27 protein-coding genes are annotated in these 24,928 nt (G+C 48.6%); 20 read left to right on the top strand and 7 right to left on the bottom strand.

Annotated elements, in window-relative coordinates; all coding sequences use genetic code 11:
* Positions 1-223 precede the first annotated feature (223 nt).
* The 5 genes from O9X78_RS00900 to O9X78_RS00880 all read left to right on the top strand — a co-directional run bounded on the left by O9X78_RS00900 (position 224) and on the right by O9X78_RS00880 (position 4,335).
* Positions 224-652, top strand: coding sequence for a hypothetical protein (locus O9X78_RS00900; protein WP_269617708.1), 429 nt, complete (start codon positions 224-226; stop codon positions 650-652).
* A gap of 118 nt (positions 653-770) precedes the next feature.
* Positions 771-1,082, top strand: a complete 312-nt coding sequence (locus O9X78_RS00895) for a hypothetical protein (RefSeq protein WP_269617707.1) — start codon at positions 771-773, stop codon at positions 1,080-1,082.
* A gap of 81 nt (positions 1,083-1,163) precedes the next feature.
* Positions 1,164-2,015 carry a DUF4238 domain-containing protein gene (locus O9X78_RS00890; RefSeq protein WP_269617705.1) on the top strand — a complete coding sequence of 284 codons (852 nt, stop codon included), beginning with the start codon at positions 1,164-1,166 and terminating at the stop codon, positions 2,013-2,015.
* Positions 2,016-2,169: 154 nt separating this feature from the next.
* Positions 2,170-2,337 (top strand): hypothetical protein, encoded by a 168-nt coding sequence (locus O9X78_RS00885; protein ID WP_269617703.1) that lies wholly within the window; start codon positions 2,170-2,172, stop codon positions 2,335-2,337.
* A 162-nt stretch (positions 2,338-2,499) separates the two neighbouring features.
* Complete coding sequence (locus tag O9X78_RS00880) at positions 2,500-4,335, top strand: hypothetical protein (RefSeq protein ID WP_269617701.1); 1,836 nt, start codon at positions 2,500-2,502, stop codon at positions 4,333-4,335.
* Between the two features lie 126 nt (positions 4,336-4,461).
* Here the strand turns inward: O9X78_RS00880 and O9X78_RS00875 are convergent, their stop codons facing one another.
* The 4 genes from O9X78_RS00875 to O9X78_RS00860 all read right to left on the bottom strand — a co-directional run bounded on the left by O9X78_RS00875 (position 4,462) and on the right by O9X78_RS00860 (position 6,810).
* The gene (locus O9X78_RS00875) at positions 4,462-4,677 is read right to left on the bottom strand and encodes a hypothetical protein (protein ID WP_269617699.1); all 216 of its coding nucleotides are present in this window, start codon (positions 4,675-4,677) and stop codon (positions 4,462-4,464) included.
* A 220-nt stretch (positions 4,678-4,897) separates the two neighbouring features.
* Positions 4,898-5,158: a Txe/YoeB family addiction module toxin gene (locus O9X78_RS00870; RefSeq protein WP_269617697.1), complete on the bottom strand. Its 261-nt coding sequence runs from the start codon at positions 5,156-5,158 to the stop codon at positions 4,898-4,900.
* Complete coding sequence (locus O9X78_RS00865) at positions 5,155-5,406, bottom strand: type II toxin-antitoxin system Phd/YefM family antitoxin (RefSeq protein WP_269617695.1); 252 nt, start codon at positions 5,404-5,406, stop codon at positions 5,155-5,157. The genes O9X78_RS00870 and O9X78_RS00865 overlap by 4 nt, the downstream gene beginning before the upstream one ends.
* A gap of 195 nt (positions 5,407-5,601) precedes the next feature.
* Positions 5,602-6,810, bottom strand: a complete 1,209-nt coding sequence (locus tag O9X78_RS00860) for a hypothetical protein (protein WP_269617694.1) — start codon at positions 6,808-6,810, stop codon at positions 5,602-5,604.
* 154 nt (positions 6,811-6,964) lie between these two features.
* Here O9X78_RS00860 and O9X78_RS00855 point away from each other — a divergent pair, with 154 nt between their 5' ends.
* The 14 genes from O9X78_RS00855 to O9X78_RS00790 all read left to right on the top strand — a co-directional run bounded on the left by O9X78_RS00855 (position 6,965) and on the right by O9X78_RS00790 (position 21,873).
* A complete protein-coding gene (locus tag O9X78_RS00855) occupies positions 6,965-7,480 on the top strand; it encodes an RDD family protein (protein WP_269617692.1) in 516 nt (171 codons plus the stop codon).
* Positions 7,481-7,856: 376 nt separating this feature from the next.
* Positions 7,857-8,732: a CoA transferase subunit A gene (locus O9X78_RS00850; protein ID WP_269617690.1), complete on the top strand. Its 876-nt coding sequence runs from the start codon at positions 7,857-7,859 to the stop codon at positions 8,730-8,732.
* Positions 8,733-8,754: 22 nt separating this feature from the next.
* Positions 8,755-9,558: a CoA-transferase subunit beta gene (locus O9X78_RS00845; protein WP_269617689.1), complete on the top strand. Its 804-nt coding sequence runs from the start codon at positions 8,755-8,757 to the stop codon at positions 9,556-9,558.
* Between the two features lie 90 nt (positions 9,559-9,648).
* Complete coding sequence (locus tag O9X78_RS00840) at positions 9,649-10,722, top strand: NAD(P)H-dependent flavin oxidoreductase (protein WP_269617687.1); 1,074 nt, start codon at positions 9,649-9,651, stop codon at positions 10,720-10,722.
* Positions 10,723-10,724: 2 nt separating this feature from the next.
* Positions 10,725-11,477: an enoyl-CoA hydratase family protein gene (locus O9X78_RS00835; protein WP_269617685.1), complete on the top strand. Its 753-nt coding sequence runs from the start codon at positions 10,725-10,727 to the stop codon at positions 11,475-11,477.
* Between the two features lie 70 nt (positions 11,478-11,547).
* The gene (locus tag O9X78_RS00830) at positions 11,548-12,720 is read left to right on the top strand and encodes an acyl-CoA dehydrogenase (protein ID WP_269617683.1); all 1,173 of its coding nucleotides are present in this window, start codon (positions 11,548-11,550) and stop codon (positions 12,718-12,720) included.
* 425 nt (positions 12,721-13,145) lie between these two features.
* Positions 13,146-14,201: an acyl-CoA dehydrogenase family protein gene (locus tag O9X78_RS00825; RefSeq protein WP_269617681.1), complete on the top strand. Its 1,056-nt coding sequence runs from the start codon at positions 13,146-13,148 to the stop codon at positions 14,199-14,201.
* Positions 14,202-14,309: 108 nt separating this feature from the next.
* Positions 14,310-15,458, top strand: a complete 1,149-nt coding sequence (locus O9X78_RS00820) for an acetyl-CoA C-acetyltransferase (protein WP_269617679.1) — start codon at positions 14,310-14,312, stop codon at positions 15,456-15,458.
* Positions 15,459-15,630: 172 nt separating this feature from the next.
* The gene (locus tag O9X78_RS00815; protein ID WP_269617677.1) at positions 15,631-16,515 is read left to right on the top strand and encodes an SDR family oxidoreductase; all 885 of its coding nucleotides are present in this window, start codon (positions 15,631-15,633) and stop codon (positions 16,513-16,515) included.
* Positions 16,516-16,553: 38 nt separating this feature from the next.
* Positions 16,554-17,096 carry a YfaZ family outer membrane protein gene (locus O9X78_RS00810; protein WP_269617676.1) on the top strand — a complete coding sequence of 181 codons (543 nt, stop codon included), beginning with the start codon at positions 16,554-16,556 and terminating at the stop codon, positions 17,094-17,096.
* Positions 17,097-17,173: 77 nt separating this feature from the next.
* On the top strand, positions 17,174-18,328 hold the full coding sequence (locus O9X78_RS00805) for an acyl-CoA dehydrogenase family protein (protein WP_269617674.1): 1,155 nt from the start codon (positions 17,174-17,176) through the stop codon (positions 18,326-18,328).
* A gap of 161 nt (positions 18,329-18,489) precedes the next feature.
* Positions 18,490-19,680 (top strand): acyl-CoA dehydrogenase family protein, encoded by a 1,191-nt coding sequence (locus O9X78_RS00800; RefSeq protein ID WP_269617673.1) that lies wholly within the window; start codon positions 18,490-18,492, stop codon positions 19,678-19,680.
* A 109-nt stretch (positions 19,681-19,789) separates the two neighbouring features.
* Positions 19,790-20,578 carry an SDR family oxidoreductase gene (locus O9X78_RS00795; RefSeq protein ID WP_269617671.1) on the top strand — a complete coding sequence of 263 codons (789 nt, stop codon included), beginning with the start codon at positions 19,790-19,792 and terminating at the stop codon, positions 20,576-20,578.
* A 92-nt stretch (positions 20,579-20,670) separates the two neighbouring features.
* Positions 20,671-21,873, top strand: coding sequence for an acetyl-CoA C-acyltransferase (locus O9X78_RS00790; RefSeq protein WP_219042352.1), 1,203 nt, complete (start codon positions 20,671-20,673; stop codon positions 21,871-21,873).
* Between the two features lie 169 nt (positions 21,874-22,042).
* Here the strand turns inward: O9X78_RS00790 and O9X78_RS00785 are convergent, their stop codons facing one another.
* From O9X78_RS00785 to ybiA, 3 genes are all read right to left on the bottom strand, one after another.
* Positions 22,043-22,558 carry a M48 metallopeptidase family protein gene (locus O9X78_RS00785; RefSeq protein ID WP_269617668.1) on the bottom strand — a complete coding sequence of 172 codons (516 nt, stop codon included), beginning with the start codon at positions 22,556-22,558 and terminating at the stop codon, positions 22,043-22,045.
* Complete coding sequence (locus O9X78_RS00780; RefSeq protein ID WP_269617667.1) at positions 22,555-22,986, bottom strand: PACE efflux transporter; 432 nt, start codon at positions 22,984-22,986, stop codon at positions 22,555-22,557. Before O9X78_RS00780 ends, O9X78_RS00785 begins: the two co-directional genes overlap by 4 nt.
* A gap of 74 nt (positions 22,987-23,060) precedes the next feature.
* On the bottom strand, positions 23,061-23,528 hold the full coding sequence (gene ybiA / locus O9X78_RS00775; RefSeq protein WP_269617666.1) for a riboflavin biosynthesis intermediates N-glycosidase: 468 nt from the start codon (positions 23,526-23,528) through the stop codon (positions 23,061-23,063).
* 639 nt (positions 23,529-24,167) lie between these two features.
* On the opposite strand from ybiA, the gene O9X78_RS00770 reads away from it, so the two are divergent.
* Positions 24,168-24,920, top strand: a complete 753-nt coding sequence (locus O9X78_RS00770) for a TetR/AcrR family transcriptional regulator (protein ID WP_269617664.1) — start codon at positions 24,168-24,170, stop codon at positions 24,918-24,920.
* The last annotated feature ends 8 nt before the right edge of the window (positions 24,921-24,928 follow it).

Genomic DNA, 24,928 nt, shown 5'->3' with positions numbered 1-24,928 from the left:
CATAACTTATTGAAAAACATAAAAAACAGGATATGATCAGGGGAAAGGAATGTTTGGCAGAAATAAAGGGAACTAGTCTTCGTTTGTCGGGCGCTCGCTAATAGCGAGGTCGATATCCCATTGAATTCCCAAATTTTTTCAATCAACGTAAAAGCCAGTTCCGTGATAAGGGGGCCAAAGTGATATGTGGCCTGAGTCGTCATAACAAAACTGTTAAGTGTATATGGCTCGTCCGTCTAGAAAGGAAAATGTAGCAAAAGAGCAGCTAGAAGATGGCATCGTATTATTTTTGGAAAAGCGATATGTTTCTAGCTTAACCCTGCTTGGCGCTGCTGCAGAAATATTTGAGGGACTGATTCACAGCAAGGAAGGGATCGAACCTTTCAATCATGAATGGACAAGAGCAAATAAAGTTAGATCAATACTTGGTATCAAACATATTTCAAAGGGTGAAATCAGAAAAATATATAATGAAGCTAAAAATCAAGTGAAGCACCATGATTTAGGTGACGATGAATCTATTCAGCTAGACCGATTTGGTGAGGCATTCATGATGATACAGCGAGCAACATCAGGTGCAAACAGGCTGAATATCAAATACAAAAACAAGTTGAAATATGAAAAATGGTTCAAAAATATAACAAACACTTAACAAGTACCGGCAGTCGGACAGTCAAAACTCCGCGCCTTTTTGTGCAATCGCTCCGCTCATTTTTGCACAAAAACACGCTCCATTTTGTCTGCCGCTGCAGTAGGCGTTATATGCAACTATGAACAAGATCGAGAAAACCCTGACCTCTCTGTCACTAATCTGGGCTTTAATCTTTATTGTCGTAACACACATGGAGGTTCAAGCAAGCTTGCAAGGTAAAGAGGCCTACATGACCTTAGAGCAATACAATGTATTTTGGTGGGTATCACTGCCTTTAGTTTTATTTGGTGCCATTTTGTGTCTAAAAGATGTGCGCCAGAGATTTAGTGACAAAGGAGAACGTAGTAAGTGGTATGCATTATTCCTTTTTATAGGCAGCTTTGCATACCCTTACTATTTTTTTAAGTATGCAGTTAAACCAAGGCAGTAAGTATATAACAAGCAAAGGCAGCATCGCCCTGCGGGCTGGACGCGCTAACGCGCGCCGCTGCTTTGGGCGTTATATTCAATTATGAGTAATCCCAAGAGTCATCATTATGTTCCCCAGTCTTATCAACTTCTATTCTCGCTAGATGGCAAGAACCTGTTTTATCTAGATAAAACGGACTCGAGAGTTGTCGGGCCTGCCGGCCCTAGGAACTTTTGTTCTGAAAACTTTCTTTACTCTCTAACGGGAGAAACGGCAAAAGCGTCTGACTCACCAACATTGATCGAAAATCCGATGCTATCAACAATTGATGGTGCGTTCGCAACTGAAGTGGGAAAGTTGATATCTGATGATCCCGACAAAACCGATGTTAGTTTATATAACCTATCAAGGTTCTTCGGATTTTTATCTGCAAGGCATCCAAGTCTCATCAATGAATATCAGGATGGGTTTGACCGGGTGCTCATCAGAGAAATTTTAAAGCATGCAAGGGGTGATGAAGCCGCCAAGGAAAAAGCGAAAGAAAAGGGTTTAGACCTGAATAACGACAGCCTTTTTGAAGGGTTATCATTTTCAGAATCACGTAATATTACGCTTGTGAAGATGATTGAGAATGCGCAGGAAAATGCGGCTTACATCCATGATTCCATGGGCTGGCTATTTCTTTATTCATTAGAAGCCGATGTTCTTCTTTGTGATCAACCATTTATTATAAAAGACGGCCCAATTGTAATAGATCAATTATTCAGCGGTGGGGATGAATACATTATTCTTATCCCACTGTCTCGACAGTTATGTCTGGCTCTATCGTCAGTTAAATCGGATATTAAACACGCATTCATTAATTCTAGTCAGGTGATGGCAATAAATGAATTAATAAAAAACAATGCTGAAAGGTGGGTGATCGGGCCAACTAAAGAGTCTGTCCATGGCTAAAGAATATAACAAACGCAGGCACAGCGACGGCTTTTCCGTTACGGCTTCGCCTTCACAGAAAAGCCGCGCGTGCTGCGGGCGTTGAGGCTGTATAAAAACCCCTATTTTGATAAAGTTTTGCTAAAATTGACCAAAGCATTAAGGCGTAATGCGAATGCCCAAGTTCAAACCCTACGACTACAATCAAAGCGCGATGATTGTAATCAATTACGAAGACCAGCTCCAGTCAGGTACCTTCGAACACGCCATACATCATCTGATTGATAAACGCGTAGACCTGTCTGCATTTGACGTGCACTATCAAAACGACGACGGTGGTTGACCGGCGTATGAATAGATAATACAAGTAACCGCTATAGTCATACTACAAAGTGGTGTCTATGGTGTCGAGGGGCGGTTAAATTAACTTCAACTACATTAAATTATTTTGTTGATAAAAATTATAAGACGTGAATAAATGCTGTAAAAGAAATGGAATTCAATTATGTTTTTAAAAGTCTCAGTCCGGCATTTTTTTCAGATAATCTTATTCTGTTTACTTCTCCCTAGTTGTGGCGGTGGCGGTGGAAATAATAATGCCACTCTCCCAAATGATTCGGCGGTCGCAACGCCGGTGAATCCAGATACTCTACGGTATGTACGCCACAGCCTCGTTCAGGATTCAGTGAATGTAACCTTACCGTATTGGGAGTCTCCTCAATCGGGGTCCGCGGGCTATCCCGTCTTGGAACCTGAGATAGAACCCCTTGATATATCTAAAGGTAAATGGCGAGCTCTGTTCCTCGTCATCGGAACCGAGTCTAACGACGAATCCTTTATCCGGGAAATCCGCAACGTAAACCTGCTCTCTAGTCATGACATTGTCATTGATGGTTATCCAGCCCACCAATATGTGTATGAAGGAAATCCTCACCAAGATATATATAAGAGAGTAAGTATCATTGATGTTGAAGATGATAGTGAACTTGATGGTTCGATGTGGATACCAGATACGTTTCGATTCTTGCACACTACCGTTGAGGTAGGGCAGAAATTTTACACGCTCCTCTATGCTGCCGACGCTAACTACTTTACGCGCTATGAAACCGTTGCTTACTCTCTCGCCGAAACTATGCGTTTTGGTCTTCTTTTACCTCTTCAGAGTAGTCAGATTTCTGGTCATGTTGCTACCGCTAGCAGCGGAAACCAGACACTGTTTGCATACTGCGAGTTAGAATCTGGTAACACTTTGTCTCTTAAAACGGTTGGGTTGGCGTCAGGACGCATTATCACCCCACCTGTAACATTAGATACCTTTCCTTCAGGAACATCAGCGTGTTCAGCTACTTCATTGACCTTTGATGGGGCGGGTTATTTGCTAGCGTATGCCACAAGGTCGGGTAGCGGAGACACGCTTTATGCGCGTTTTCTTAACAGTCAGGGAGAGGCTGTTGACCAAGGAAAGAGTCTGGACGCGGTGAATGTATTCGAGGACACCAGCACGTTGAGTAATTTGAAAGCGGTCTATACGGGGGAGCGCTATTTCCTAACGTGGCTTCGGCATAAGGCAAGTAATGGTGAGGCGCACTCACTAGAAGGATTACTGTTAGACAACAACTACAATACTTCCGACCTTCAGTCCTATGCAACGGACTTGGTGGTTACCGACGATCAGGAGTCACAACGTCTGGAGATAGCTCACTCAGGTGACACAATTGCACTTGTGTGGAATTTTCCAAAGGCAGGTGACCCAAGCTCCTCGAATACGCAATTGAGTTTGCTGAATACAGACGGCCAGCAATTCGCCAGCGCTCCTATTGTTGTGCAGAGTAGTTCGGATGCTGGGCTACGCGATCCCGCTGTGGCCATTATTGGATCCACTGTGACTGTATTTTGGGTGGAGCGAAGAACAGCAATAGACGGCTCGGGAAAATATGATGATCAGATATTGGGGCGTCAGTACAGCTTGCTGGGGGAGTCCTTGCAGTCGGTACCCACAAAGATACTGGGGCCTAAAAGTGAAAAGGGGATTCGCTATGAAAAGTATAAGCTCCGGGCGATAACCTATGCCGACACGTTTTATATTCTGTGGGATTCCAATCGTGCTGTCAGTGACCTATACAGTTTCGCCGTTAACATGGATCTAACGCTCCGTTCTAACTCCTCACTGATTACTAATGTGTCAAGCGGAACACAACAGCTACTAGTTTTTCACCACGATAGCGAAAGTTATGTGGGGTGGCTACCAAGAATATCCTCGAACTTCTTGCAGCTGCGGCCTTTCTCTCGTGATGAGTTAACTGCCGGCAGCTGGTTGATAACAGAGAGTGCCGAGCCTTAGTTGGCTGCCCTTAAAGTGAATTGTAGGCTATTGAGACTTGAGTTTGCAGGAATGAAAATAAATCTGTCCCCTTTTCTCGGAAAAATTGGATTTTTATAGTTTAATTAAAACCGAAACAACGTCACACTAAAACACCATCCAAACCGGATTCCGCTCGTCACCCAGTTCGCCTAAGTACTGCCGTTCAACAAACTTCCCTTTTTCATCTTTTAACGGATCGGTTTCAACTTCTGCATATACCGTGAAGGGTACTTTGCTGTGGGAGTTAATGGGGTCAGGTCTTTGATTTATGATTTTCAGTCTTGTTTGCTGAGAAAGTAATTCATTGGACTGTTTGTTCAAATTTCAAGGATGAGAAGAGATTGTGATGGTTAGGCTATTTAGATTTGAATAAGGAGGGCAGATTTATTTTATTTGAATTATTGTTTAAACCTTGATGCACTTTGGATTTGAAACCGCGTGAAAATAAATCAGGATCTACAGCTATCGGATGTCAGTGGTAGAGCCCGTGTTCGGCAATATCGACACCAACAAATTAGAAATTCTACAGCCTCGTTATGTGCTAGTACTCGTAGTGGTATCTAAGTTGCGCAATAAAAAGCTTGTCGCCAGCAACTTTATAAACAATTCGATGCTCGTCATTGATTCGTCGAGACCAATATCCAGATAAGCCGTGCTTTAATGGCTCCGGTTTCCCAATACCATCAAAGGGATCACGCTGAATATCTTTGATCAACATGTTTACTCGTTTTAGCATGGCTTTATCGGTCTTTTGCCAATAAAGGTAGTTCTCCCACGCTTTAGACGAAAATGTTAATGTCATTCCAAAAGTTCCCGCACGGTTCCTTTGCCCGCCTCTAGCTCGGCAATTGATTCAAGCAGGTGTCGTGCGTTTGCTGGAGATCGCAATAAGTAGGCGGTTTCCTCCAATGCTTGATAATCATCCAGTGAAATCATCACAACTGGAGATTCGCTTTTTCTAGTAATAATTACTGGCGCATGGTCATCACAGACCTTCTCCATCGTTTTCGCTAAATTGGCACGTGCCGCAGTGTAACTAATCGCGTCCATAGTGGCTCACCTATACATGTACGTTAAATGGTACAGGAAGTATAATGGCGCATAACAAGGTGGTCAAGCAGATGTCTATTCCGTCGCTTGCTTATTGTCGATATCAGGTCTCTCTCGAAAATTCCAAGCAAACATAATCGTAAGCCGGCTAGCATGGAGTTAGTGGAGCTCAATCAACACAGCAATAAAACAGCCCTAAAACACCATCCAAACCGGATTCCGCTCATTGCCGAGTTCACCTAAATACTGCCGTTCGACAAACTTCCCTTTTTCATCTTTTAACGGATCGGTTTCAACTTCTGCATATACCGTGAAGGGTACTTTGCTGTGTAGGCCTGCCTCACCTATATGAATAGCCGCTTCGTATTGGCGGTTGCCGCTGCTCATCGATGAGCTGCCGTAGGCGTAGTTGTAAAGTCCCCAGTCGTTAATCGCGTATTTCTTCCAGCGCTCGTTGTCGTTTTTTGGCGGGTCGCCCTGCCAGCGGAAAGTGGTTTGTCTAATGCTGGTAACACCTGCACCCTTGCCGATGTGGATGCGTTCATTGACTAAATTCGGGTTGAGTCCAGCGTGAAAATACACCCGTAACTGATCGTAGCCGCCCTGACTTTTTTCACTCGGCGCGTCGCAGGCGATAAAGAGCCATTCGCCATCGGTTTTGAAATACAGGGTGGTTTGGTTTTCTTCATCAAGGACAATCGCGGTGGCGTCTTGCCATTCTTCACTGTTGATGATGCCGTCTAAGCTTACCGGTGCCGCGCTCATTTCAATTAGGGTCAGCGAGCTATTTGTTGGCGGCACGCGTAGTTGAGCAAGTTGGCTGCGGGCGGTTTTAATTTTGCGCTCGATCTCGCTGCTGTCAAAGCTGCTGCTATTACCTGAGCTTTTTCTGTTGATATAGCTGCTGCTGTTTATTTTGCTGAGGTAGAGCGAGTCGAAATTGTCGTCGGGATTGAGTCTCTCGGTGTAGGAATCCACGGCTACGGAATTGGGTAGGGAGATTGACTTGGGGCGACCTTGGGTTTGTGATTCAGGTTTTATTTGCTGTATGACTTGTGCGGCTTGGTTGGCAAGGCTTGAGGGTTTGTCGGCACTGTCTTGATCACGAAGTAGGAAGTAATAAATAAGACCGGTGAATATAATGGTATCTACCAAGAAGAAGGTCACTAAAAAGGTTTTTTTCTTGCTGGTGGGTTTTGTCTGCTCTGGCTCGGCCTGTACGCCAATGTCTTTAAAATGCCGAGGCTTCCGCGTTTTTAAACTGGTGAGCATTGTTTCTATTTCGTCCTTAGCTTCTACTAAGGAGCAGCCCGTTGCCTCGCGATACAGTTTAATGGCGTCAATTTTTCGGTTGCCTATGAGCGCCTTTTCAATGTCGTAGGTTTGTACGGAAGATAGTGGCATTGTGGGGCTTCCCTATGTGTCTGATTAGCTACCGAGCTTGGTATGACTAATCAATCCCTAAAATTTGCACTGTTGGGCATTTCTGCTTAGCCTGCGTCATTCGTGTCAATACAGTGTATTGTTGACGACAAAACAAAGCCAGTTTGGAGCTGATATGGATAATACCCCGCAGGAGTCAGAACAGAAGCTTGAATACGCCGGATTTTGGATTCGGGTATGGGCGTCTATCATCGACACCTTTCTTTTTGGTCTACTTATATTACCTCTTCTCGCACTTACCCTTGGTAACACGCAGTGGTCCAGTGTGGAGGGTCAAGGTATGCATATGTCTACCATGTCTTTCGAGACCCTTCAGGTACCCGGTACTTGGAATGTCGTAATTAACTACGTGCTGCCTGCCATTGTCGTCATGCTGTTCTGGATCTATAAGTCGGCAACCCCTGGTAAGTTGATTTTAACGCTCGCGATTGTCGATGCGAAAACCGGAGCAAAGCCCTCGGTAAAGCAATGGATCGTGCGTTATTTGGGCTATTACCTGTCGGCGATGGTCTTTATGTTGGGCTTTATCTGGGTTGGCCTGGACAGGCGCAAGCAGGGCTGGCACGACAAGATTGCTGGCACGGTGGTGATTGGTAATAAGGGTAAGGAGCCGGTGCGCTTTAATAATTAGGCTTTTCAGAGATCGGGCGCGTAATCCGTGTCTGGTCTCTTGCTGTATTTATCTCGTTGCTATCTCCGCCCTCGGTTCATTCTCTATATCCCCTAGTTAAAACTCAAGAAAATGCCTAGGAATATGTCCTAGCGTCCACTGATTTTGCAACTATTCTCTAAGAGCTGTTTCCGCTGCCTATACCAATTATCTGGTCTGGTCGCTTACGGCCTGAGCATCTACCCCAAACGGCTTAACCCATTAGTAATATTATCGGTAAGTGATGTTTTGCATAATTAATTGGTGTTATATTTACGTATATCGTAACTATGCTGTGTTAATTGCTGCATTTTGGTGATTTGCACACTACGTAATTTTGGAAATTCAAGGAGCGCTCGTGAACAAACAAATGAGTCTGCAGGAGATTGTCGGCCAACTACGTGATGGCATGACGATTGGTATTGGTGGCTGGGGGCCACGCCGCAAGCCGATGGCGTTGATTCGCGAGATCCTAAAGTCAGATCTGAAAGACCTGACTATTGTTGCCTACGGCGGCGCTGACGTCGGCATGTTGTGCGCGGCGGGCAAGGTGCGCAAATTGGTGTTTGCCTTTGTATCGCTAGATTTTATTCCCCTTGAGCCTTATTTCCGTGCGACCCGCCAGAGCGGCAACTTAGAAGTAATGGAAATTGATGAGGGCATGATGTTGCTGGGCTTGCGCGCCGCGGCATGGGGTTGCCCCTTTATTCCTACCAAGGTGGGTTTGGGTACCGACGTAATCAAGTTCAATCCTGATATTAAAGTGATCGACAGCCCCTACGATGACAAAGAGTGGGTCGCGATGCCGGCGCTGAAATTAGACGTGGCCTTGGTGCACGTCAATCGCGCTGATGTGCGCGGTGTGTGTCAAATCACGGCGCCAGATCATCACATGGATGACTGGTTTGTGCGCGCCGCTGACAAGACCTTCGTGACCAGCGAAGAAATTGTTGAAGCTGAGGCCTTTGCCGATCCGGCGCAGGCGCGCTTGGTGTTTTGGGAGCGCAACTACACCACAGGTGTTGCACTGGTGCCGGGTGGCGCGCATCCCTCGTCATGCAGCCCTAATTACGGTTTTGATATACCGCATTTTCAGGAATACAACGCGTCTGCCAAAGAGGGTGGATTTGCGGCGTACTTCGATAAATACATCAAAGACAGCAGCGAGGAAGAGTATCAGGCCAAAGTTGGCGGCCTAGATGCGATTCGTAAATTGCCACAACCCGTCTATTAATCGGCTAACAGGAGATAAAACGATGAGCACACCTGCAAGCGATTACAGTTTGGCAGAATTAATGATTTGCGCTAACGCGGCGGCTTACGAGCACGATGGCGAAGTGCTGGTGACAGGTATTGGCGTGTTGCAGCGTATTGCTGCCAGCCTCGCGATGCTGACCACGAATCCCGGCATTATGATGACCGATTCTGAGGCGTGGATTTTGTCGACGCCGAACCCAGTCGGTAAACGTCCCGATGACTTTGTGCAAATGAATGAAAACTGGATGGGCTTTAGCCGTATTTTCGACAACGTCTGGAGCGGTCGTCGTCATCTTACGGGTGGTCCAACCCAAATTGACCGCTTTGGTCAGGCCAATATTTCTGCCATGGGCGGCGACTACCAAAAGCCCAAAGTGCAAATGTTAGGCGTGCGCGGTTTTCCCGGTAACTCCATTTGCCACGCCAATAGTTACATGGTGCCTGCCCATGGCCCCCGCGTATTTATTGAAGGCGAGTGCGATGTGGTGTGCACCATCGGTTTTAACCCAGATCGTTTGCCCAAGGGTTACAGCTTTGACGAAATTGATTTGCGCTGCGTGTACACCAACTTAGGCGTGTTCGATTTTAACGGCCCGAATCGCCAAATGCAGATTGTGAGTTTGCACCCCGGTGTGACCGTGGAAGAGGTTGTTGCTAACACGGGTTTCGAAGTGCATGTACCAGACACGATAGCGACGACAGCGGCGCCCACCGAAGAGCAATTAGCGGTTATTCGCCAGATTGATCCGCACAATCTGCGCAGCAAGCAGTTGAAGGATAATCCAGCGGGAGTGCGGCTGTGAGTCAGGCGTTGGAAGTCGGGTGTCTGACGATGATGCTTCGTCCGACGTCTGACGTCAGTCCTCAAACCATGAAGCTATAGGCTGAATATCATGTCGAAGCTACTTAATACTCGAATTACCGAACTTCTCGGCTGCCGCTATCCTGTCATCCAGACCGCGATGGGCTGGGTTGCCGATCCGCAGTTGGTGGCGGGCACAGGCAATGCCGGTGGCTTTGGCTTTTTAGCGGGGGCAACGATTCCGCCTGCGCAAATGGAAGCCGATATTCTCAAAGTGAAGTCATTAACCGAGGCAAATTTCGGCGTCAATTTTCATATGTATCAGCCCAATGCTGCCGAGATTGTCGACCTGGTCATTAAGCACAAGGTGAAGGCGGTCAGTTATTCGCGCTCACCGGGCAAGGACATGGTCGCCAAGCTTAAAGATGCCGGCGTGGTCTGTATGCCCACCATCGGCTTGCCCAAACACGCGATTAAAGCGGTGGAAATGGGTGCCGATGCGGTCACGGTTCAGGGCGGCGAGGGCGGTGGACACACCGGCTCGGTGCCAACGACCTTGTTATTGCCACAAGTGGTAGACGCGGTTGGCGCACAGGTTCCTGTGTTGGGCGCCGGTGGTTTTAAAGATGGTCGCGGCTTAATTGCGGCCATGGCCTTTGGTGCCGATGGCATCGCGATGGGAACACGCTTTTTATTGACCAAGGAAAGTCCCGTCCCAGAGGCGACTAAGCAGCGCTACTTAGATTGTAAAAATCCCGCCGAGATTATTGTCTCCCAAGCACTCGACGGTATTCAGCAGCGCATGATTCTAAATCGCTTTTTAGGTGAGTTAGAGCGCGCGGGAAATCTTAAAAAATTAGTGATTGCACTGCGCAATGGTTTGGCCTTCCGCAAGTTTACCGGTGCCAGTATTTTCGGTTTGCTTAAGTCAGCCTTAGCGATGAGCAAAGACGGCGACCTGACGCCAGCGCAAGCCATTATGTCGGCCAACGCGCCCATGATTATTCAAAAAGCCATGGTGGATGGACGTCCCGATGATGGCGTGCTGCCTTCCGGCCAAGTTGCCGGTGTTATCGATAAATTATTAAGTTGTGAAGAATTAATTAGCGGTCTGGTTGCCGAGGCCGAAGCCCAACTACAGCGTTTACAAGCGCAGGGGAAATAATAATGAGTCAGCCATTTTCTACCCGTATCGACAGCGGTATTGCCGAAGTAATTTTTAATCACCCGCCGGTAAATGCCTTTAATAGCGCTGGCTGGTTGGCGATTGCTGCCGAGTTAAATGCACTGGGTGAAAACCCCGATGTGCGCGCCATCATTATCGCGGCAGAAGGTCGTGGTTTTTGTGCCGGTGTCGACATCAAAGAACTTGCCGCCAATAGCGCCATGATCACCAAAGTAAACAAAGGCAATTACGACACCTTTAAAGCGATTCACCGTAACCCCAAGCCGGTGATTGTTGCCGTGCACGGTTTTGTACTGGGCGGCGGAATTGGCATTAGCGGCGCAGCCGATGTGTTAGTTGCCTCTGAATGCGCCACCTTCGCCGTACCAGAAGTTGATCGCGGTGCCATGGGTGGCGGCGCACATTTACAGCGCATGTTCCCAGTGCAAAAAGTGCGCTACATGTATTTCACTGGCGAGCCTATCGATGCGCAGGAAGCTTACCGCTTAGGTGCTGTAGAAAGGGTCGTACCTCGCGATCAGCTATTAGATACCGCCCGCGATATTGCTCGCAAAATGGCCGCTAAATCACCTCGCATGGTGCAGCTCGCCAAAGAAGCATTAAACGGTATTGAAGACGGCAATTTAGAAGATAAATACCGCTGGGAGCAGGGCTTCACGCAGGAGGCTTATGCCGATCCTGATTCGCAGGAAGCCAAAGACGCGTTTGTTGAAAAACGCGATGCGAAATTTTAAAGGGCACGTCTGGCGTCAGACGTCCGACGCGCGCCGTAACAAAGTATAAACGCGGTAATTGGATATCAACATGCAACTTGAATATACACCCGAACAAACCGCCTTCCGCGCTGAAATTCGTGCTTGGCTTGCGGCTAACGTGCCTGCTGAACCGCTAAAATCCTTCGATACCGAAGAAGGTTTTCAGCAGCACCGCGAGTGGGAAGCGAAACTCTACGAAGGCCGTTGGGGCATGATTACCTGGCCAGAGGAAATGGGCGGCCGTGGCGCCGATCTTCTGCAATGGCTTATTTTTGAAGAAGAGTATTACGCGGCACGCGCACCGCTGCGGGTAAATCAAAACGGCATATTCCTGCTCGGTCCGACCTTAATGGAATACGGCACCGACGAGCAGAAAAAACGATTTTTAAACGGCATGGCAACAGGTAAAGATATCTGGTGTCAGGGCTGGTCTGAGCCAAATGCCGGTTCAGATATGGCGGCGATTCGCTCCACTGCAACGCTGAGCGAAGACGGTACTCATTACGTAATCAACGGCCAGAAAACATGGTCAACCCGCGCAGTGTGGGCGGACTGGTGTTTCGGTATGTTCAGAACCGATCCGGCATCCGAGCGCCACAAAGGACTCACCTTTATTTTGGTGCCGCTGGAATCAGAGGGCATTACCGTTCGTCCAATTCCCCAGCTCGATGGCTTGCCCGGTTTTGCGGAAATATTTTTCGACAACGTGAAAGTACCTGTCGATTGCCGCTTAGGTGGTGAAGGCGAAGGTTGGAGTGTGGCCATGGCCACCGCCGGATTTGAGCGCGGCCTCATGCTCCGTTCACCTGCGCGTTTTCAAGAAACCGCAAAGCGCCTCGTTAATTTATACAAAGCCAATCAAGAAAGTGCAGACCAAGACCCCGCCGTACGCGATGCGGTGTTGCGTGCCTACATGGATGCCGAAGCCTATGCACTAACCACCTATCAAACCGCCTGCCGCTTAATGCAGGGCGGCAAGATTGGCGCAGAAGCCTCAACCAATAAAATATTTTGGTCAGAGCTTGATCAGCAAATGCACGGTCTAGGCTTGAAAATTTTAGGCGCGCGGGCAGAGCTTGTACCCCACGCACCCGACGCCGGTGAAGTAGGTAGCTGGTTAGATGGCTGGTTGTTCTCGCAGTCGGGGCCGATTTATGCGGGAACGAATGAGATACAACGAAACATAATCGCCGAACGTCTACTAGGTATGCCGAGGAAATGATCTTTTCACCGCATAGCAGCGTTGAAATCGTGCTCAGTCGGTCACGTATTATTTATACGCTCCCTTCTTCCGCGCGATTTCGCCTCGCTATGCAGCGAAAATATTCATTTCCAATTTTGTCGGAAACGCAGCGATCTTTTTGCACGCTGGCTGCGTTTAAAAAAGTGCTCGGTTGGTCACGTATTACATATACGCTCCCGCCCTGCACGCATTTTGGCCTTGGTTCGCAGCGATCTTTTTGCACGCTGGCTGCGTTAAAAAAGTGCTCGGTTGGTTACGTATTGCATATACGCTTCCGCCCTGCGCGCATTTTTGCCTTGCCAGCGTACAAAAATCTGCGCTGCTTGGTTGGGTGGTGTTTTTAGGAAATTAAAAATTAATTTTGAGTTTTCTCGATTTGTTGGCGAGTGCTCGGAGAAAGATTTATGGATTTTACATTTAGCGAAGACCAGTTGTTGTTTCAGGAGTCGGTAAGGGATTTTCTGGTTAATGAAATTACGCCGGAATCAATTCGTGCGGCATGGCAAACCGAGTCTGGTCGCAGTGATGCTTTGTGGCAGCAGTTTGTTGAGATGGGCCTTACTGGCATTACTGTTCCCGAGGCTCATGGTGGCTTGGGTATGAACGAGTTGGATTTTGTTCTGCTAGCGCAGGAGGCGGGCTATGTTGCTTTGGCTGAGCCGCTGGTTCATAGCGCGCTGGTTGCGGTGCCAACCATTATGGAGGTTGGCGATTCTGCCTTTGCTGAGCAGTGGCTTCCTAAAATCGCCAGTGGCGAAGCCAAGGTAGTGGTTGGTCTGGAAGTAAATAATTTAGTTGAAGATGCGCATATCGCTGATCTGTTGATTCTCGAAAAAGCCGGCGCGGTGTATGCGGTGGAAGCGGGCGCAGTTGAGCTTCGCTACAACGAGTCCATTGATTTGGGGCGCAAATTGTTTGCCGTCGAATTTGATGTCGCTGCGGCTCATAAATTAGCAGACGGCCAAAAGGCAAAAGACTTGCTTGTGTTTGCTCTTAATCGCGGTGCTTTAGCAGCGGCAGCACAGGCGCTTGGTGTTGCCCAGCGCATGATCGATATCTCTGTGCAATACACCACTGATCGCAAACAGTTTGGTGTCGCCATCGGTAGCTTCCAAGCGGTTAAGCATCATATGGCAAATATCGCTTACAAATTGGAGTACGCCAAAACACCGGTTTATCGCGCCGCTTACGCGCTGGTAAACAATGCATCTAGTGCTTCGCACAATGTTAGCCACGCCAAAGTAGTGGCCTGCGAAGTAGCCGATTTAGCGGCTAAAAATAGCATTCAAGTCCATGGCGCCATGGGTTACACCTGGGAAGTGGATTTGCATATTTTCATGAAACGCGCATGGGCGCTAAATAGCAGCTATGGCACAGCCGGTTTTCATAAGCAGCGCATTGCGGAGTTTGTGTTTAGTGATGAAGCGAAATTAGGCGCGGGCAATACATTTGCGGCTTAGCTTATTAGTCTGACGTCAGGTGTCTGATGTCGGACGACCAACACAGCCCGAGCATTTTTTATAAAGAATCAGACATCAGACGTCTGACCAAATTACCGAGGATTTAACATGGCAGAAGCATATATCGTAGACGCAATTCGCAGCCCCACAGGGCGCCGTAAAGGCGGTCTTGCTCATGTGCACGGTGCTGATTTGGGTGCACATGTTTTAAAGGCTATCGTTGAGCGCAATGGCATTCCTGATAATGAATACGACGATGTCATCTTTGGTTGTGTAGATACTGTTGGCCCGCTCGCGGGCGACATCGCACGCAGCGCATGGTTGGCGGCGGGTCTTTCACAAGAAGTACCGGGTACGACTATTGATCGCCAGTGTGGTTCTTCCCAGCAATCGGTGCATTTTGCGGCGCAGGCAATTATGTCTGGTTGTATGGACGTGATTGTGGCGGGCGGTGTGCAGACCATGACGCAAATTCCTATTTCATCGGCGATGACTCTGGCTGCGCCATTGGGTTTTAGCGACCCCTTCTCTGGATCGACTGGTTGGGTTGAGCGCTACGGTGCCGAGCCGCCGACGCAGTTTAAATCTGCACAGATGATTGCCGATAAATGGAATTTATCGCGTAAAGATTTAGAACTGTTTTCTTATGAGTCGCATCAACGCGCATTAAAAGCGATTGCCGCGGGTCATTTCGATAAGGAAATTATTCCCTTTGGCGACGTGAAAATGGATGAAACGCCGCGTAATTCCAGCTTAGAAAAAATGGCGGAATTAGATTTTTTGTTTGGTTGCGACAAAGTGACTGCGGCTGTGTCTAGCCAAACCTGCGATGCGTCTAGTGCCGTTCTTGTTGTTAGTGAAGCGGCACTTAAACGCTATAACTTAACACCCCGCGCTCGTATTCATCATATGAGTGTGCGTGCAGACGATCCAATTTGGATGCTGACGGCGCCGATTTCTGCCACCGAATATGCACTGAAAAAATCGGGCATGTCTCTACAGGATATTGACCTTGTCGAAATCAACGAAGCCTTTGCCTCGGTGGTCATGGCGTGGTTGAAAGAAACCGGTTATGACCACGCTAAAACCAATGTGAATGGTGGTGCGATTGCCTTAGGTCATCCACTGGGCGCAACAGGCACAAAATTAATGACGACTTTGCTTCATGAGCTTGAGCGCACCGGCGGTCGCTATGGTTTGCAGACCATGTGCGAAGGCGGTGGTCAGGCGAATGTAACGATAATTGAAAGACTTTAGTCGGACGTCAGAAGTCGGAAGTCGGAAGTCGGAAGTCGGAAGTCGGAAGTCGGAAGTCGGAAGTCGGAAGTCGGAAAATGGAAATTCAACTCCCAGGCACTGTCAAGCCTGCTTTTGACCTTTCGTCAGACATCAGACGTCTGACCAATCACTTAAACGAGGAATAACAGTAATGGCAATTTGTAATGACAGAGTGGTGATTATCACCGGTGCAGGTGGCGGCCTTGGTGCGGCACATGCAAAAGTATTTGCTGCTGAGGGCGCCTCGGTTGTAGTCAACGATATTAACGAAGCGGCTGCGCAAAAAGTGGTGGATGAGATTACTGCCGCCGGTGGTAAGGCTGTGGTGAATACCTCTGATATTACCAATTACGACGATAGCTTGAATGCGGTGAAGCAGGCCATCGACACCTTTGGCGATCTCCATATTGTTTTGAATAATGCCGGTGTTAACCGCGACCGTATGTTCGCGTCGATGACCGAGGCGGAATGGGACACCATCATGGCCGTGCATTTAAAAGGCCATTTTTGCATCACTTCACACGCCGTTCATTACTGGCGTGGTAAATCCAAAGAGGGTAAGCCTGTCGATGCGCGCATTATAAATACAACCTCGGGTGCTGGTTTGCAGGGCTCAATTGGTCAATCAAATTATGCCGCTGCTAAAGCGGGTATCGCTGCACTGACGTTAAACCAAGGCGCTGAGCTTGCCCGCTACGGTATTACCGCGAATGCGGTCGCACCGGCAGCCCGTACCAATATGACCACGGCGGTTGAGGCCATGGCCACCCGCATGGCGAAGCCAGACGATGGCAGCTTTGATTTTTGGGCACCGGAAAATGTGTCTTCACTACTGGTGTGGTTAGGCAGCAGTGAATCAGCGCATGTAACTGGTTGTGTGTTTGAGGCAGAGGGCGGAAAAATCTCCCTCGCTGACGGTTGGCGCAAGGGCCCCGAAGTAGATAAGGGCGCGCGCTGGGAGCCTGCTGAGGTTGGCGAAGCGGTAAAAACGCTCATGGCGGAGGCAGTACCGGCTCAAAAAGTGTATGGTAGCTGATTTTATCCTTTGACGTTTACATCAGGAGAATCACGACCATGAAAGCCCCTTTAATCGCAGCCGCCGTGTTAGCCATTACAAGCAGTTCGGCCTTTGCCGGCGGTGTTGCTTTTCGTTTTGGTGACGACAGTTTCGGTGTTTCTGTTGCTGGTGACATGAGCCCGGAAAGTAGTGCTCAGCTCGATGTGCTGCACCACGAAGATGGCGCTAATTTAGTGGCTTTGGGACTGTATGCAAATGGTCAGCGCGGCGCCTTGAGCGGACGGGTTGGCGCAAAAGCCATCGGCTTAGACGGTGATGACACAACTGATCTGGATGGCGGTGCGGTCGCCTTTGGTGGCGATTTGCGTTTGCCTTTAAATGAAATCGTCAGTTTGCGCGGCGGTTTGTACTACGCCCCCGATGCAACTGGCTTTGGTGATATTGACGGTTATAAAGAATGGTCGGTGAGCGCGGAGTTTACTATTTTCCAAAACTCCGCCATTCAAGTTGGTTACGGTGATATGGAATTTGACGCTGACACTGGCGGCAAATTTGAATTTGAAGACGGTGCCTTCATACGTTTGCAACTGCGTCTATAAACAGTTGTTAAGCTGCGGCGTTATACGCGTCGCAGCTTGCGTAAATGTAAAGGTCGCTGTCTGGTTTCGGAGACAGTATGGAATTCGCATTTACGCAAGAACAAGAAATGATCCGCGACACGGCGGCGTCTTTTCTTAAAGACGCTTCCACCAGCGCAGCTATTCGCAGTGCTATGGCAAGTGATCTGGGTTACTCCCCCGATCTTTGGCAGCGCATCTGCACTGATATGTATTGGCAGGCCCTGCATATTCCAGAAGAATACGGCGGCATGGGCTTAGGCTATGTCGAGCTGGTCGCCGTGCTGGAGCAAATGGGCCGCTATCTGCTGTGCTCTCCCTACCTTGCCACCGTGGCAATGGCTACCAACGCCTTATTGATCGCCGGTACTGACGATCAAAAAACTGAGATTCTTCCCCAGCTTATTGAAGGTAAAACCGCCACCCTCGCTTTTAACGGCGGCAGCAATCTTTGGAGTGCGGATGCGGTGACCGCAAGCTATAAACGTGACGGCGACACCGCCATTCTCAACGGCCAGTATCGCTATGTACTCGATGGGCACAGTGCCGATTATTTAATTATTGCAGCCCGTGAAGAGGGTAGCATTGGCGCAGAAGGTATTAGCCTATTTGTCTGTGCGGCAGATACCGATGGCATTAAGCGCAGTCTATTGCCGACCATGGATCAAAGCCGGCGCCAAGCGGCGATTGAATTAACTGATCTACGCTTGCCCACTGAAAGTGTCATGGGTGACTTCGGTACAGCCGCAAAAGCCTTATCGAAAATACTAGACCTCGCCACCGTCGCCTTAGCTGCTGAGCAAGCGGGAGGTATGCAGCAAATTTTAGATATCACGGTGGATTACACCAAGAGCCGCAATCAATTTGGCCGCGCAATCGCGGGTTTCCAAGCCATAAAACACAAAGCTGCCGACATGATGCTGCGCAATGAAGTCGCGCGCTCAGCGGTCTACTACGCCGCCTGTATTGCGGATGATGCACTTAGCGCAGGGCCCTTAGCCGATGAGCTGGCTGAGGCCGCGAGCATCGCGAAATCCTATTGTTCAGAAGCGTATTTTAAAAACGCAGGCGAAGCCTTGCAGATGCATGGCGGTGTCGGTTTTACCTGGGAATACGATGTGCATTTATATTTTAAACGCGCAAAAGCAAGTGAACATTTTTTGGGTAATAGCGTTTATCACCGCGAGCGAGTAGCGGGGGTTTTACTTGATTAGTCGGACGTCAGAGGTCGGAAGTCGGACGATGTCTCTGAACATAGCCTTTACCTCCGACGTCAGACATCCGACCGGCGATTTAATATGAGAGACGGTAGACACAGGGGAAGCCATTTTTTGCGCCTCCCATCTCCCGTCCAGCATAAAGCGAGCATTACATCATGAAACTACAATTTAGCCCTGCAGATGAACAATTCCGCGCCGAAATTGCCGCGTGGCTCGCCGACAATTTGGTGGGCGAATTTGCGCAGTTAAAATTTCGCGGTGGTCCCGGCGATGAGCATATGTTTCCGGAAGAGCGCAAGAAGTGGGAGCGCAAATTAGCGGAAGGCGGCTGGACTTGCGTGGGTTGGCCGAAGGAGCACGGCGGTCGTGGTCTGTCGATTGAACAGCAAGTTATTTTCTTTGAAGAATATGCGCGCGCCGGCGCACCCGGGCGTATGGGGCATATTGGCGACGGCTTGGCGGGGCCAACCATAATCGCCTTTGGTAGTGACGAGCAAAAGAAAAAATATTTGCCGGGTATTTTGTCGGGCACTGAGTTTTGGTGCCAAGGCTATTCAGAGCCGGGTGCCGGTTCGGATTTGGCAAATGTAAAGACTAAAGCGCGCCTTGATGAGGCCAGTGGCAAGTGGATTATCAATGGTCAAAAAGTATGGACCTCATTAGCTCACGAATCTGAATATTGCTTTGTGATTGCCCGCACCGACCCTGAGTCGAAGGCGCATAAAGGTTTAGGTTTTTTCCTGATAAAAATGGATCAGCCTGGCGTCACGGTTAGGCCGATAGAGCAAATCACCGGTACCTCGGAATTTAACGAGGTATTTTTTGACGATGCACAATGCGATGCCGGCGACATTGTGGGTGAGCCCGGAGAAGGCTGGAAAGTGGCCATGGGCTTGCTGGGTTATGAACGCGGCGTGTCCACCCTCGGTCAGCAAATGGCCTTTCAAAATGAATTGAATGAAGTGGTGGCATTGGCAAAGAGAAATGGCGCCGCCAAAGATCCTGTCATTCGTCAGCGTATCGCCGACGCACATATTGGTTTGAAAATTATGCGCTACAACAGCATGCGTATGCTGTCAGGGAATAGCGGTGATGGCAGTCTGCAAAAAGAAGCGCTGATTTATAAATTGTACTGGGCCACGTGGCACCGTGATCTTGGCGAGTTGGCGATGGATATCTTAGGCGCCGAGGCAGATATTTTGCTAGACGCACCGTACGAATTAAATCGCCTGCAGTCACTGTTCTTGTTTACCCGCTCAGACACGATTTACGGCGGTACCAATCAGATACAGCGCAATATTATTGCCGAGCGCGGTTTGGGAATGCCGAAGGAATTGAGGCCTTAAAAAGTCGGACGTCGGGTGTCTGACGTCTGGCGAATGGACATCGAATCAGATTTTGTAATTACGCGTCCGACGTCAGACATCTGACCTCTGACTCAGAATGGAGAAAACAATGAACATCAAAGTCCCGGAATACGTTCAAGGCCACGGCCTTTTAAAAGGTAAATCAGTTCTTATCACCGCTGCGGCGGGTGCAGGTATTGGTTTCTCTGCGGCTCAGCGAGCGATTGAAGAAGGCTGTCGTGGCATCGTGATTAGCGATATTCATGAAGGTCGTTTAACGGCGTCAGTCGAAAAACTCAAAGCTGAAACGGGATGTGAGCAGGTCTATGGTAAGGTCGGCAATGTTGCTGTAGAGGAAGATGTGCAGGCTTTGATTAATACCGCTGAAGAGCTGCTTGGCGGTGTTGATGTATTAATTAACAACGCCGGTTTGGGCACTACTAAATTGCTCATCGAGATGGAAGACCCGGAGTGGAATAAGGTTATCGACGTCACTCTAAATGGCACCATGCGTATGACCCGTTACATGATGAAAGTGATGAAGCAGCGCGGACACGGCGTGATTGTGAATAACGCCTCTGTACTTGGCTGGCGCGCACAAAAAGAGCAGGCCCATTATGCCGCTGCAAAAGCAGGCGTTATGGCGCTGACGCGTTGCGCCGCGTTAGAGGCCGCAGATTTTGGTGTGCGCATCAATGCGGTAGCGCCGTCTTTGGCGGTACACGCTATGCTGAAAAAATCTGCGCCGGAAGAACTACTGGCTGAATTGGAAAGTCGCGAAGCCTATGGTCGCGGCGCCGAAGTGTGGGAAGTAGCGAATATCATGATGTTCCTCGCCTCGGATTATTCTAGCTATATGACGGGTGAAATAGTGAGTTGTTCGTCACAGCGAGCCTAATATTCGTCTGACGCCCGACGTCTGACGAATTCGGTCTGCTGGTATATCGCAGTGGCCAAAATTAAATTATTAAATTTAAAAGGATCAACATAATGAAAGAAGCCGTTATCGTTTCAACCGCACGTACCGGAATGGGTAAATCTTTTCGCGGCGCATTAAACAATACTGAAGCTCCAGCGATGGGTGGCCACGTAGTACGCGCAGCGGTTGAGCGCGCGGGCATTGATCCTGCGTCTGTTGACGATGTGATTTTTGGCGCCGCAGCGCAGCAGGGAACGCAAGCTTATAACCTTGGTCGTTTGTGCGCAGTGGCTGGGGGCTTGCCTGACAGCGTGCCGGGTATGGCGATTGAACGTCAGTGTTCCTCCGGCTTGATGTCGATTGCCTGGGCTGCAAAGTCAATTATGTGCAACGAAATTGATATCGCCGTTGCCGGTGGTTTAGAGTCTATTTCGCTGGTACAGACCAAACACAAAAATAGCTACCGCAATGTGTCGCAAACGGTTCTGGATATTGATCCCACTGCTTACATTCCGATGATTGAGACTGCCGAAATAGTGTCTGATCGCTACGGTGTTAGCCGCGAAGCGCAGGACATCTATTCATTGCAAAGTCAGCAGCGGGTTGCGGCGGCCCAGCAAGCGGGTTTGTTTAAGGCGGAGATTGTCCCCTTTGCCACCAGCATGTCGGTGTTTAATAAAGAGACTAAAGAAACCACGTTTAAAGATATTATTTTAGAAACCGATGAGTGCAATCGTCCGTCAACCACACTGGAAAGCCTCTCATCGCTGGAGCCGGTATTCAAAGATGGTCAGTGGGTGAAGCAGGGTCGTTTTATTACCGCCGGTAATGCCTCGCAGCTGTCAGACGGTGCGTCTGCTTGTGTGGTCATGGATAGAAAATTGGCCGAGCAAAAAGGTTTGGCGCCATTGGGTATCTATCGCGGCATGGCTGTCGCTGGCTGCAAAGCTGATGAGATGGGTATTGGGCCAGTGTTTGCGATTCCTAAATTGCTAAAACGTGCTGGTTTAAAAGTCGATGATATTGGCTTGTGGGAATTGAACGAAGCCTTTGCTTGTCAGGTTATTTACTGCCGCGATCAACTCGGTATCGACAATGACAAGCTCAACGTGAATGGCGGTGCCATCGCGATTGGTCATCCCTTTGGTATGAGTGGTGCGCGTATGGTCGGTCACGCCCTAATCGAAGGTAAACGCCGTGGTGTTAAATACGCGGTAGTCACTATGTGTATTGGCGGTGGTATGGGTGCTGCGGCGTTATTTGAAATAGCCTAGGTATTAGCCAAGCCCAGATTTATTATTGCGCTTGGTATTTTGAACGTCGGCGGTGCTCGGATTACTCATTTACTGTCGTGTAAACTCCGTATCTTCTGCTCCGGTGACGTTCAAAATCCCTGCGCTCATGACATAAATCTGGGCTTGTCTTTTTAGTATAGGAATAGAGTTATATCTGCCCTAGCTCTTTTGCGGTTAAATACACCCGCAGATCAAACTCCCGCTGATGGTAGTCGGGCAGCATATAGGTACACAGTTTATAAAACGCCTTGTTGTGATCGTGCTCTTTTAAGTGCGCGAGTTCATGTACAACAATCATTTCTAAAAACTCCGGCGCCGTGTCTTTAAATAAAGAGGCGATGCGAATTTCCTTTTTCGCTTTTAGCTTGCCACCTTGCACCCGTGACACCGCCGTGTGTAAACCTAGAGCGCGGTGTGTGAGATCGAGCCGATTGTCAAAAAGCACTTTATCTATTTGCGGCGCACTGCGCAGGTTTTCTTGCTTCAAACTGTTTACGTAGCTGTACAGTGCCTTGTCACTCTGAATGTCGTGCTGCTTGCCGTAACGGTTTGTTAAATACTCCGCCAAGCGCTGTTCGTCGATAAGCGTTCGAATTTGATTCTGTAAATGCTCAGGATAGCCCTGCAAATATTTCAAAATGCGGTTGCTAGACGCGGGCTTCATTCCTTTGCCTCCTGCGCGGAGGCCGGTAGACCAAAGACTTTGTCGAAGGCCCAGGTAAAGACAATGGCGTAGAAGAAAAAGGTGATTAGCAAGCCAATCTCGGCCAGCAAAGCTTGCCACAAACTGATATTTAGCCAGTATGCGGTGAGTGGCACCAGTACAATAACCAGGCCGCCCTCAAAACCGGCGCCGTGAACTAAGCGCCGTTGAAGTGACCGCCCCTTGGTGACTTGTTTCTTTTCCCAGTGCTCAAACAGTGCGTTAAACACATAGTTCCAAATGAGCGCGATGGTTGCCATAAGCACAGACAAGGGTAGGGTCGACGATACCTCGGCGTCAAAGGCAAAGGTGAGAATGGGCGTGACCAAGGCAACAGCACCTATCTCGTAGAGAAGTGCTTGGCAGACGCGGCGGCTGTTAGGGTTCATGAAATTACTTCAAATAAATGGGTGGTGTGTATGACGTTTCTTGGCGGCGATTAAAAGCGATTTGAGCAAGTGTATTACTTGCCCAGTTCTTCCCGCAGCTTTTTGCGAACACCCATCAACATTTTACCAAAGTGGTTATCACCGCGCATATCCCGACCGCTGCCCCAAAAATAGTCGTATTGGCTAACATTTTTAATTTCATCTTCACCCGAGTCCAAAAGCACTTGTGCTACATCGCTATGGGTACGACATTTAATGTAAGTGGCGCGGGTCATATAGGTGACGCTGATTTTCTTCCAATCCTTGCGCCGCGTGTGTTTTTTGCTCTTACCCAGCTTTGCCGCTTCAGCCGGGTGTGTCGCATTGCGGATCTGCTCGCGGTATTCGGCGTCATCAAATTTCATCGCCTGATAGTAGTGCTCGACTGACGGCCACTCAAAACCATCTAACTCAAAGGCATGTTTAGAGTGCGACGCGAGCGGATGATTAGCATCATCCCGTGAGAGTGTAAGGAGTTTGGTCTCTTTTTTGTCAAAAAACATAATGTACTTCCCCGTGAGCTGGCGTCAGATTAAATGTTATGGAGCGCTTGTTCCAGTAGTCAGTATTCAATGAGCGTGTTTTAAGACCCGACAAGCGTTTCGGCGCAGCTCAACGGATTCAATTAGCAGTTTTAAGACGACGAGGGAAGAGAAGGCTTTTGCTGCTGGAAAATAGTCTGCACGCGCTGATATTGCGGCAGTCTTAAGGACTTTCCTTAGCTCTTCGTGGCGTTTCTAATTCGGCAGACCTGATGTTTGCGTGCAGAGTCGGCAAGCAGTGTAAATTGTCGCTACTTATAATATGGGGCGGCATTATGCTTCCTGCGGTTGTTGGACAGCCAAAACGCTGACTTAGTAAGGGCGCCGTTGTGGCTGGCGGTAAGAATTAGGGAGGAGTCTGAAAAGCTTGTGCGCACTACGAGCTTTAACAAGCCCGCCATAAAGCGCTGCGCTTCGTGATGCGGCATGCATCTTACAATGCGTCTGTTCATTTATCTGACGTGTCTTGGGAGATAGCTCAGTCCGTATATAGAGGAGGTTTGCTTCTTTGAGGGCGCTCTTGACTAATATATAACCGATGGTTACTATTAATATATAACCGGTGGTTACATATTAATAGTGAGTAGAGGTATTTCTACGGTGAAAGCGCGTCAAGTAGGTCGACCCAGAAAAATAACTAGGGAAAAAATCATTTCCAGCGCCCTTTCTGTGCTTGAAAATGATGGTTACACATCACTTAATATTCGCGCTATCGCAAAGGAAATGGGTGTCAACCACGCCACTCTCTACAACTACATTGATGACATAGGGCAACTGGAGCAAGAGGCCTTACAGCATCTAGTTGCAAAAATACCGATCCCAAATAGATCCTGCGCCACCCCCCTTAGAATACAGCTGATTGAGCATTTCCTCTGTATTCGAGAGATTCAATTGCGCTACCCAAAATTCTGTCACTCGCCTTCTGGGTCAAAAAAATGGCAAATGCAAATGCATTTGCTTTTGCAAGTTTTAGATTCCATTTGCACGAACGATAGCCAGGTGCAACTTGCGGTGGTCGGTTACAACGCGATTCTGGGTGTTGTTTGTTTACAGGCGGAACGCACAAGAAGTACGGGAAATGACGCGCCCATCATGTCAGATATTGAGGCCATCGCCGCCTTACCTCGTGAGCAGTTTGCGACGTTCTTCCGACAAATCGAGTCAAAGATGGGGCTTGGTAAAGAAGTTGTATCGTTCTCACACCGATTGAATCACCTTATTGATCGACTGATGCCAGAGATGGCAGCTATTGATGAAAGCGCTTTGGACGAATTGGAGAGTAAATATTTGAGCAACCAAGCCAACGGCTTTCCTAGCTACGCCGCGCAGAAAAATGGCTCTAAGCAAGATTAAACCAATCA

The sequence above is a fragment of the Zhongshania aquatica genome (assembly GCF_027257955.1).
Taxonomy (GTDB): Bacteria; Pseudomonadota; Gammaproteobacteria; order Pseudomonadales; family Spongiibacteraceae; genus Spongiibacter; species Spongiibacter aquatica.
This window is presented reverse-complemented; position numbering and strand designations above follow the sequence as displayed.

Bases quoted from the DNA above. Each gene is read 5' to 3' on its own strand.
- O9X78_RS00900 (WP_269617708.1), top strand. From the start codon at position 224: ATGGCTCGTCCGTCTAGAAAGGAAAATGTAGCAAAAGAGCAGCTAGAA.
- O9X78_RS00895 (WP_269617707.1), top strand. From the start codon at position 771: ATGAACAAGATCGAGAAAACCCTGACCTCTCTGTCACTAATCTGGGCT.
- O9X78_RS00890 (WP_269617705.1), top strand. From the start codon at position 1,164: ATGAGTAATCCCAAGAGTCATCATTATGTTCCCCAGTCTTATCAACTT.
- O9X78_RS00885 (WP_269617703.1), top strand. From the start codon at position 2,170: ATGCCCAAGTTCAAACCCTACGACTACAATCAAAGCGCGATGATTGTA.
- O9X78_RS00880 (WP_269617701.1), top strand. From the start codon at position 2,500: ATGTTTTTAAAAGTCTCAGTCCGGCATTTTTTTCAGATAATCTTATTC.
- O9X78_RS00870 (WP_269617697.1), bottom strand. From the start codon at position 5,158: ATGACATTAACATTTTCGTCTAAAGCGTGGGAGAACTACCTTTATTGG.
- O9X78_RS00865 (WP_269617695.1), bottom strand. From the start codon at position 5,406: ATGGACGCGATTAGTTACACTGCGGCACGTGCCAATTTAGCGAAAACG.
- O9X78_RS00860 (WP_269617694.1), bottom strand. From the start codon at position 6,810: ATGCCACTATCTTCCGTACAAACCTACGACATTGAAAAGGCGCTCATA.
- O9X78_RS00855 (WP_269617692.1), top strand. From the start codon at position 6,965: ATGGATAATACCCCGCAGGAGTCAGAACAGAAGCTTGAATACGCCGGA.
- O9X78_RS00845 (WP_269617689.1), top strand. From the start codon at position 8,755: ATGAGCACACCTGCAAGCGATTACAGTTTGGCAGAATTAATGATTTGC.
- O9X78_RS00840 (WP_269617687.1), top strand. From the start codon at position 9,649: ATGTCGAAGCTACTTAATACTCGAATTACCGAACTTCTCGGCTGCCGC.
- O9X78_RS00835 (WP_269617685.1), top strand. From the start codon at position 10,725: ATGAGTCAGCCATTTTCTACCCGTATCGACAGCGGTATTGCCGAAGTA.
- O9X78_RS00830 (WP_269617683.1), top strand. From the start codon at position 11,548: ATGCAACTTGAATATACACCCGAACAAACCGCCTTCCGCGCTGAAATT.
- O9X78_RS00825 (WP_269617681.1), top strand. From the start codon at position 13,146: ATGGATTTTACATTTAGCGAAGACCAGTTGTTGTTTCAGGAGTCGGTA.
- O9X78_RS00820 (WP_269617679.1), top strand. From the start codon at position 14,310: ATGGCAGAAGCATATATCGTAGACGCAATTCGCAGCCCCACAGGGCGC.
- O9X78_RS00815 (WP_269617677.1), top strand. From the start codon at position 15,631: ATGGCAATTTGTAATGACAGAGTGGTGATTATCACCGGTGCAGGTGGC.
- O9X78_RS00810 (WP_269617676.1), top strand. From the start codon at position 16,554: ATGAAAGCCCCTTTAATCGCAGCCGCCGTGTTAGCCATTACAAGCAGT.
- O9X78_RS00805 (WP_269617674.1), top strand. From the start codon at position 17,174: ATGGAATTCGCATTTACGCAAGAACAAGAAATGATCCGCGACACGGCG.
- O9X78_RS00800 (WP_269617673.1), top strand. From the start codon at position 18,490: ATGAAACTACAATTTAGCCCTGCAGATGAACAATTCCGCGCCGAAATT.
- O9X78_RS00795 (WP_269617671.1), top strand. From the start codon at position 19,790: ATGAACATCAAAGTCCCGGAATACGTTCAAGGCCACGGCCTTTTAAAA.
- O9X78_RS00790 (WP_219042352.1), top strand. From the start codon at position 20,671: ATGAAAGAAGCCGTTATCGTTTCAACCGCACGTACCGGAATGGGTAAA.
- O9X78_RS00785 (WP_269617668.1), bottom strand. From the start codon at position 22,558: ATGAAGCCCGCGTCTAGCAACCGCATTTTGAAATATTTGCAGGGCTAT.
- O9X78_RS00780 (WP_269617667.1), bottom strand. From the start codon at position 22,986: ATGAACCCTAACAGCCGCCGCGTCTGCCAAGCACTTCTCTACGAGATA.
- ybiA (WP_269617666.1), bottom strand. From the start codon at position 23,528: ATGTTTTTTGACAAAAAAGAGACCAAACTCCTTACACTCTCACGGGAT.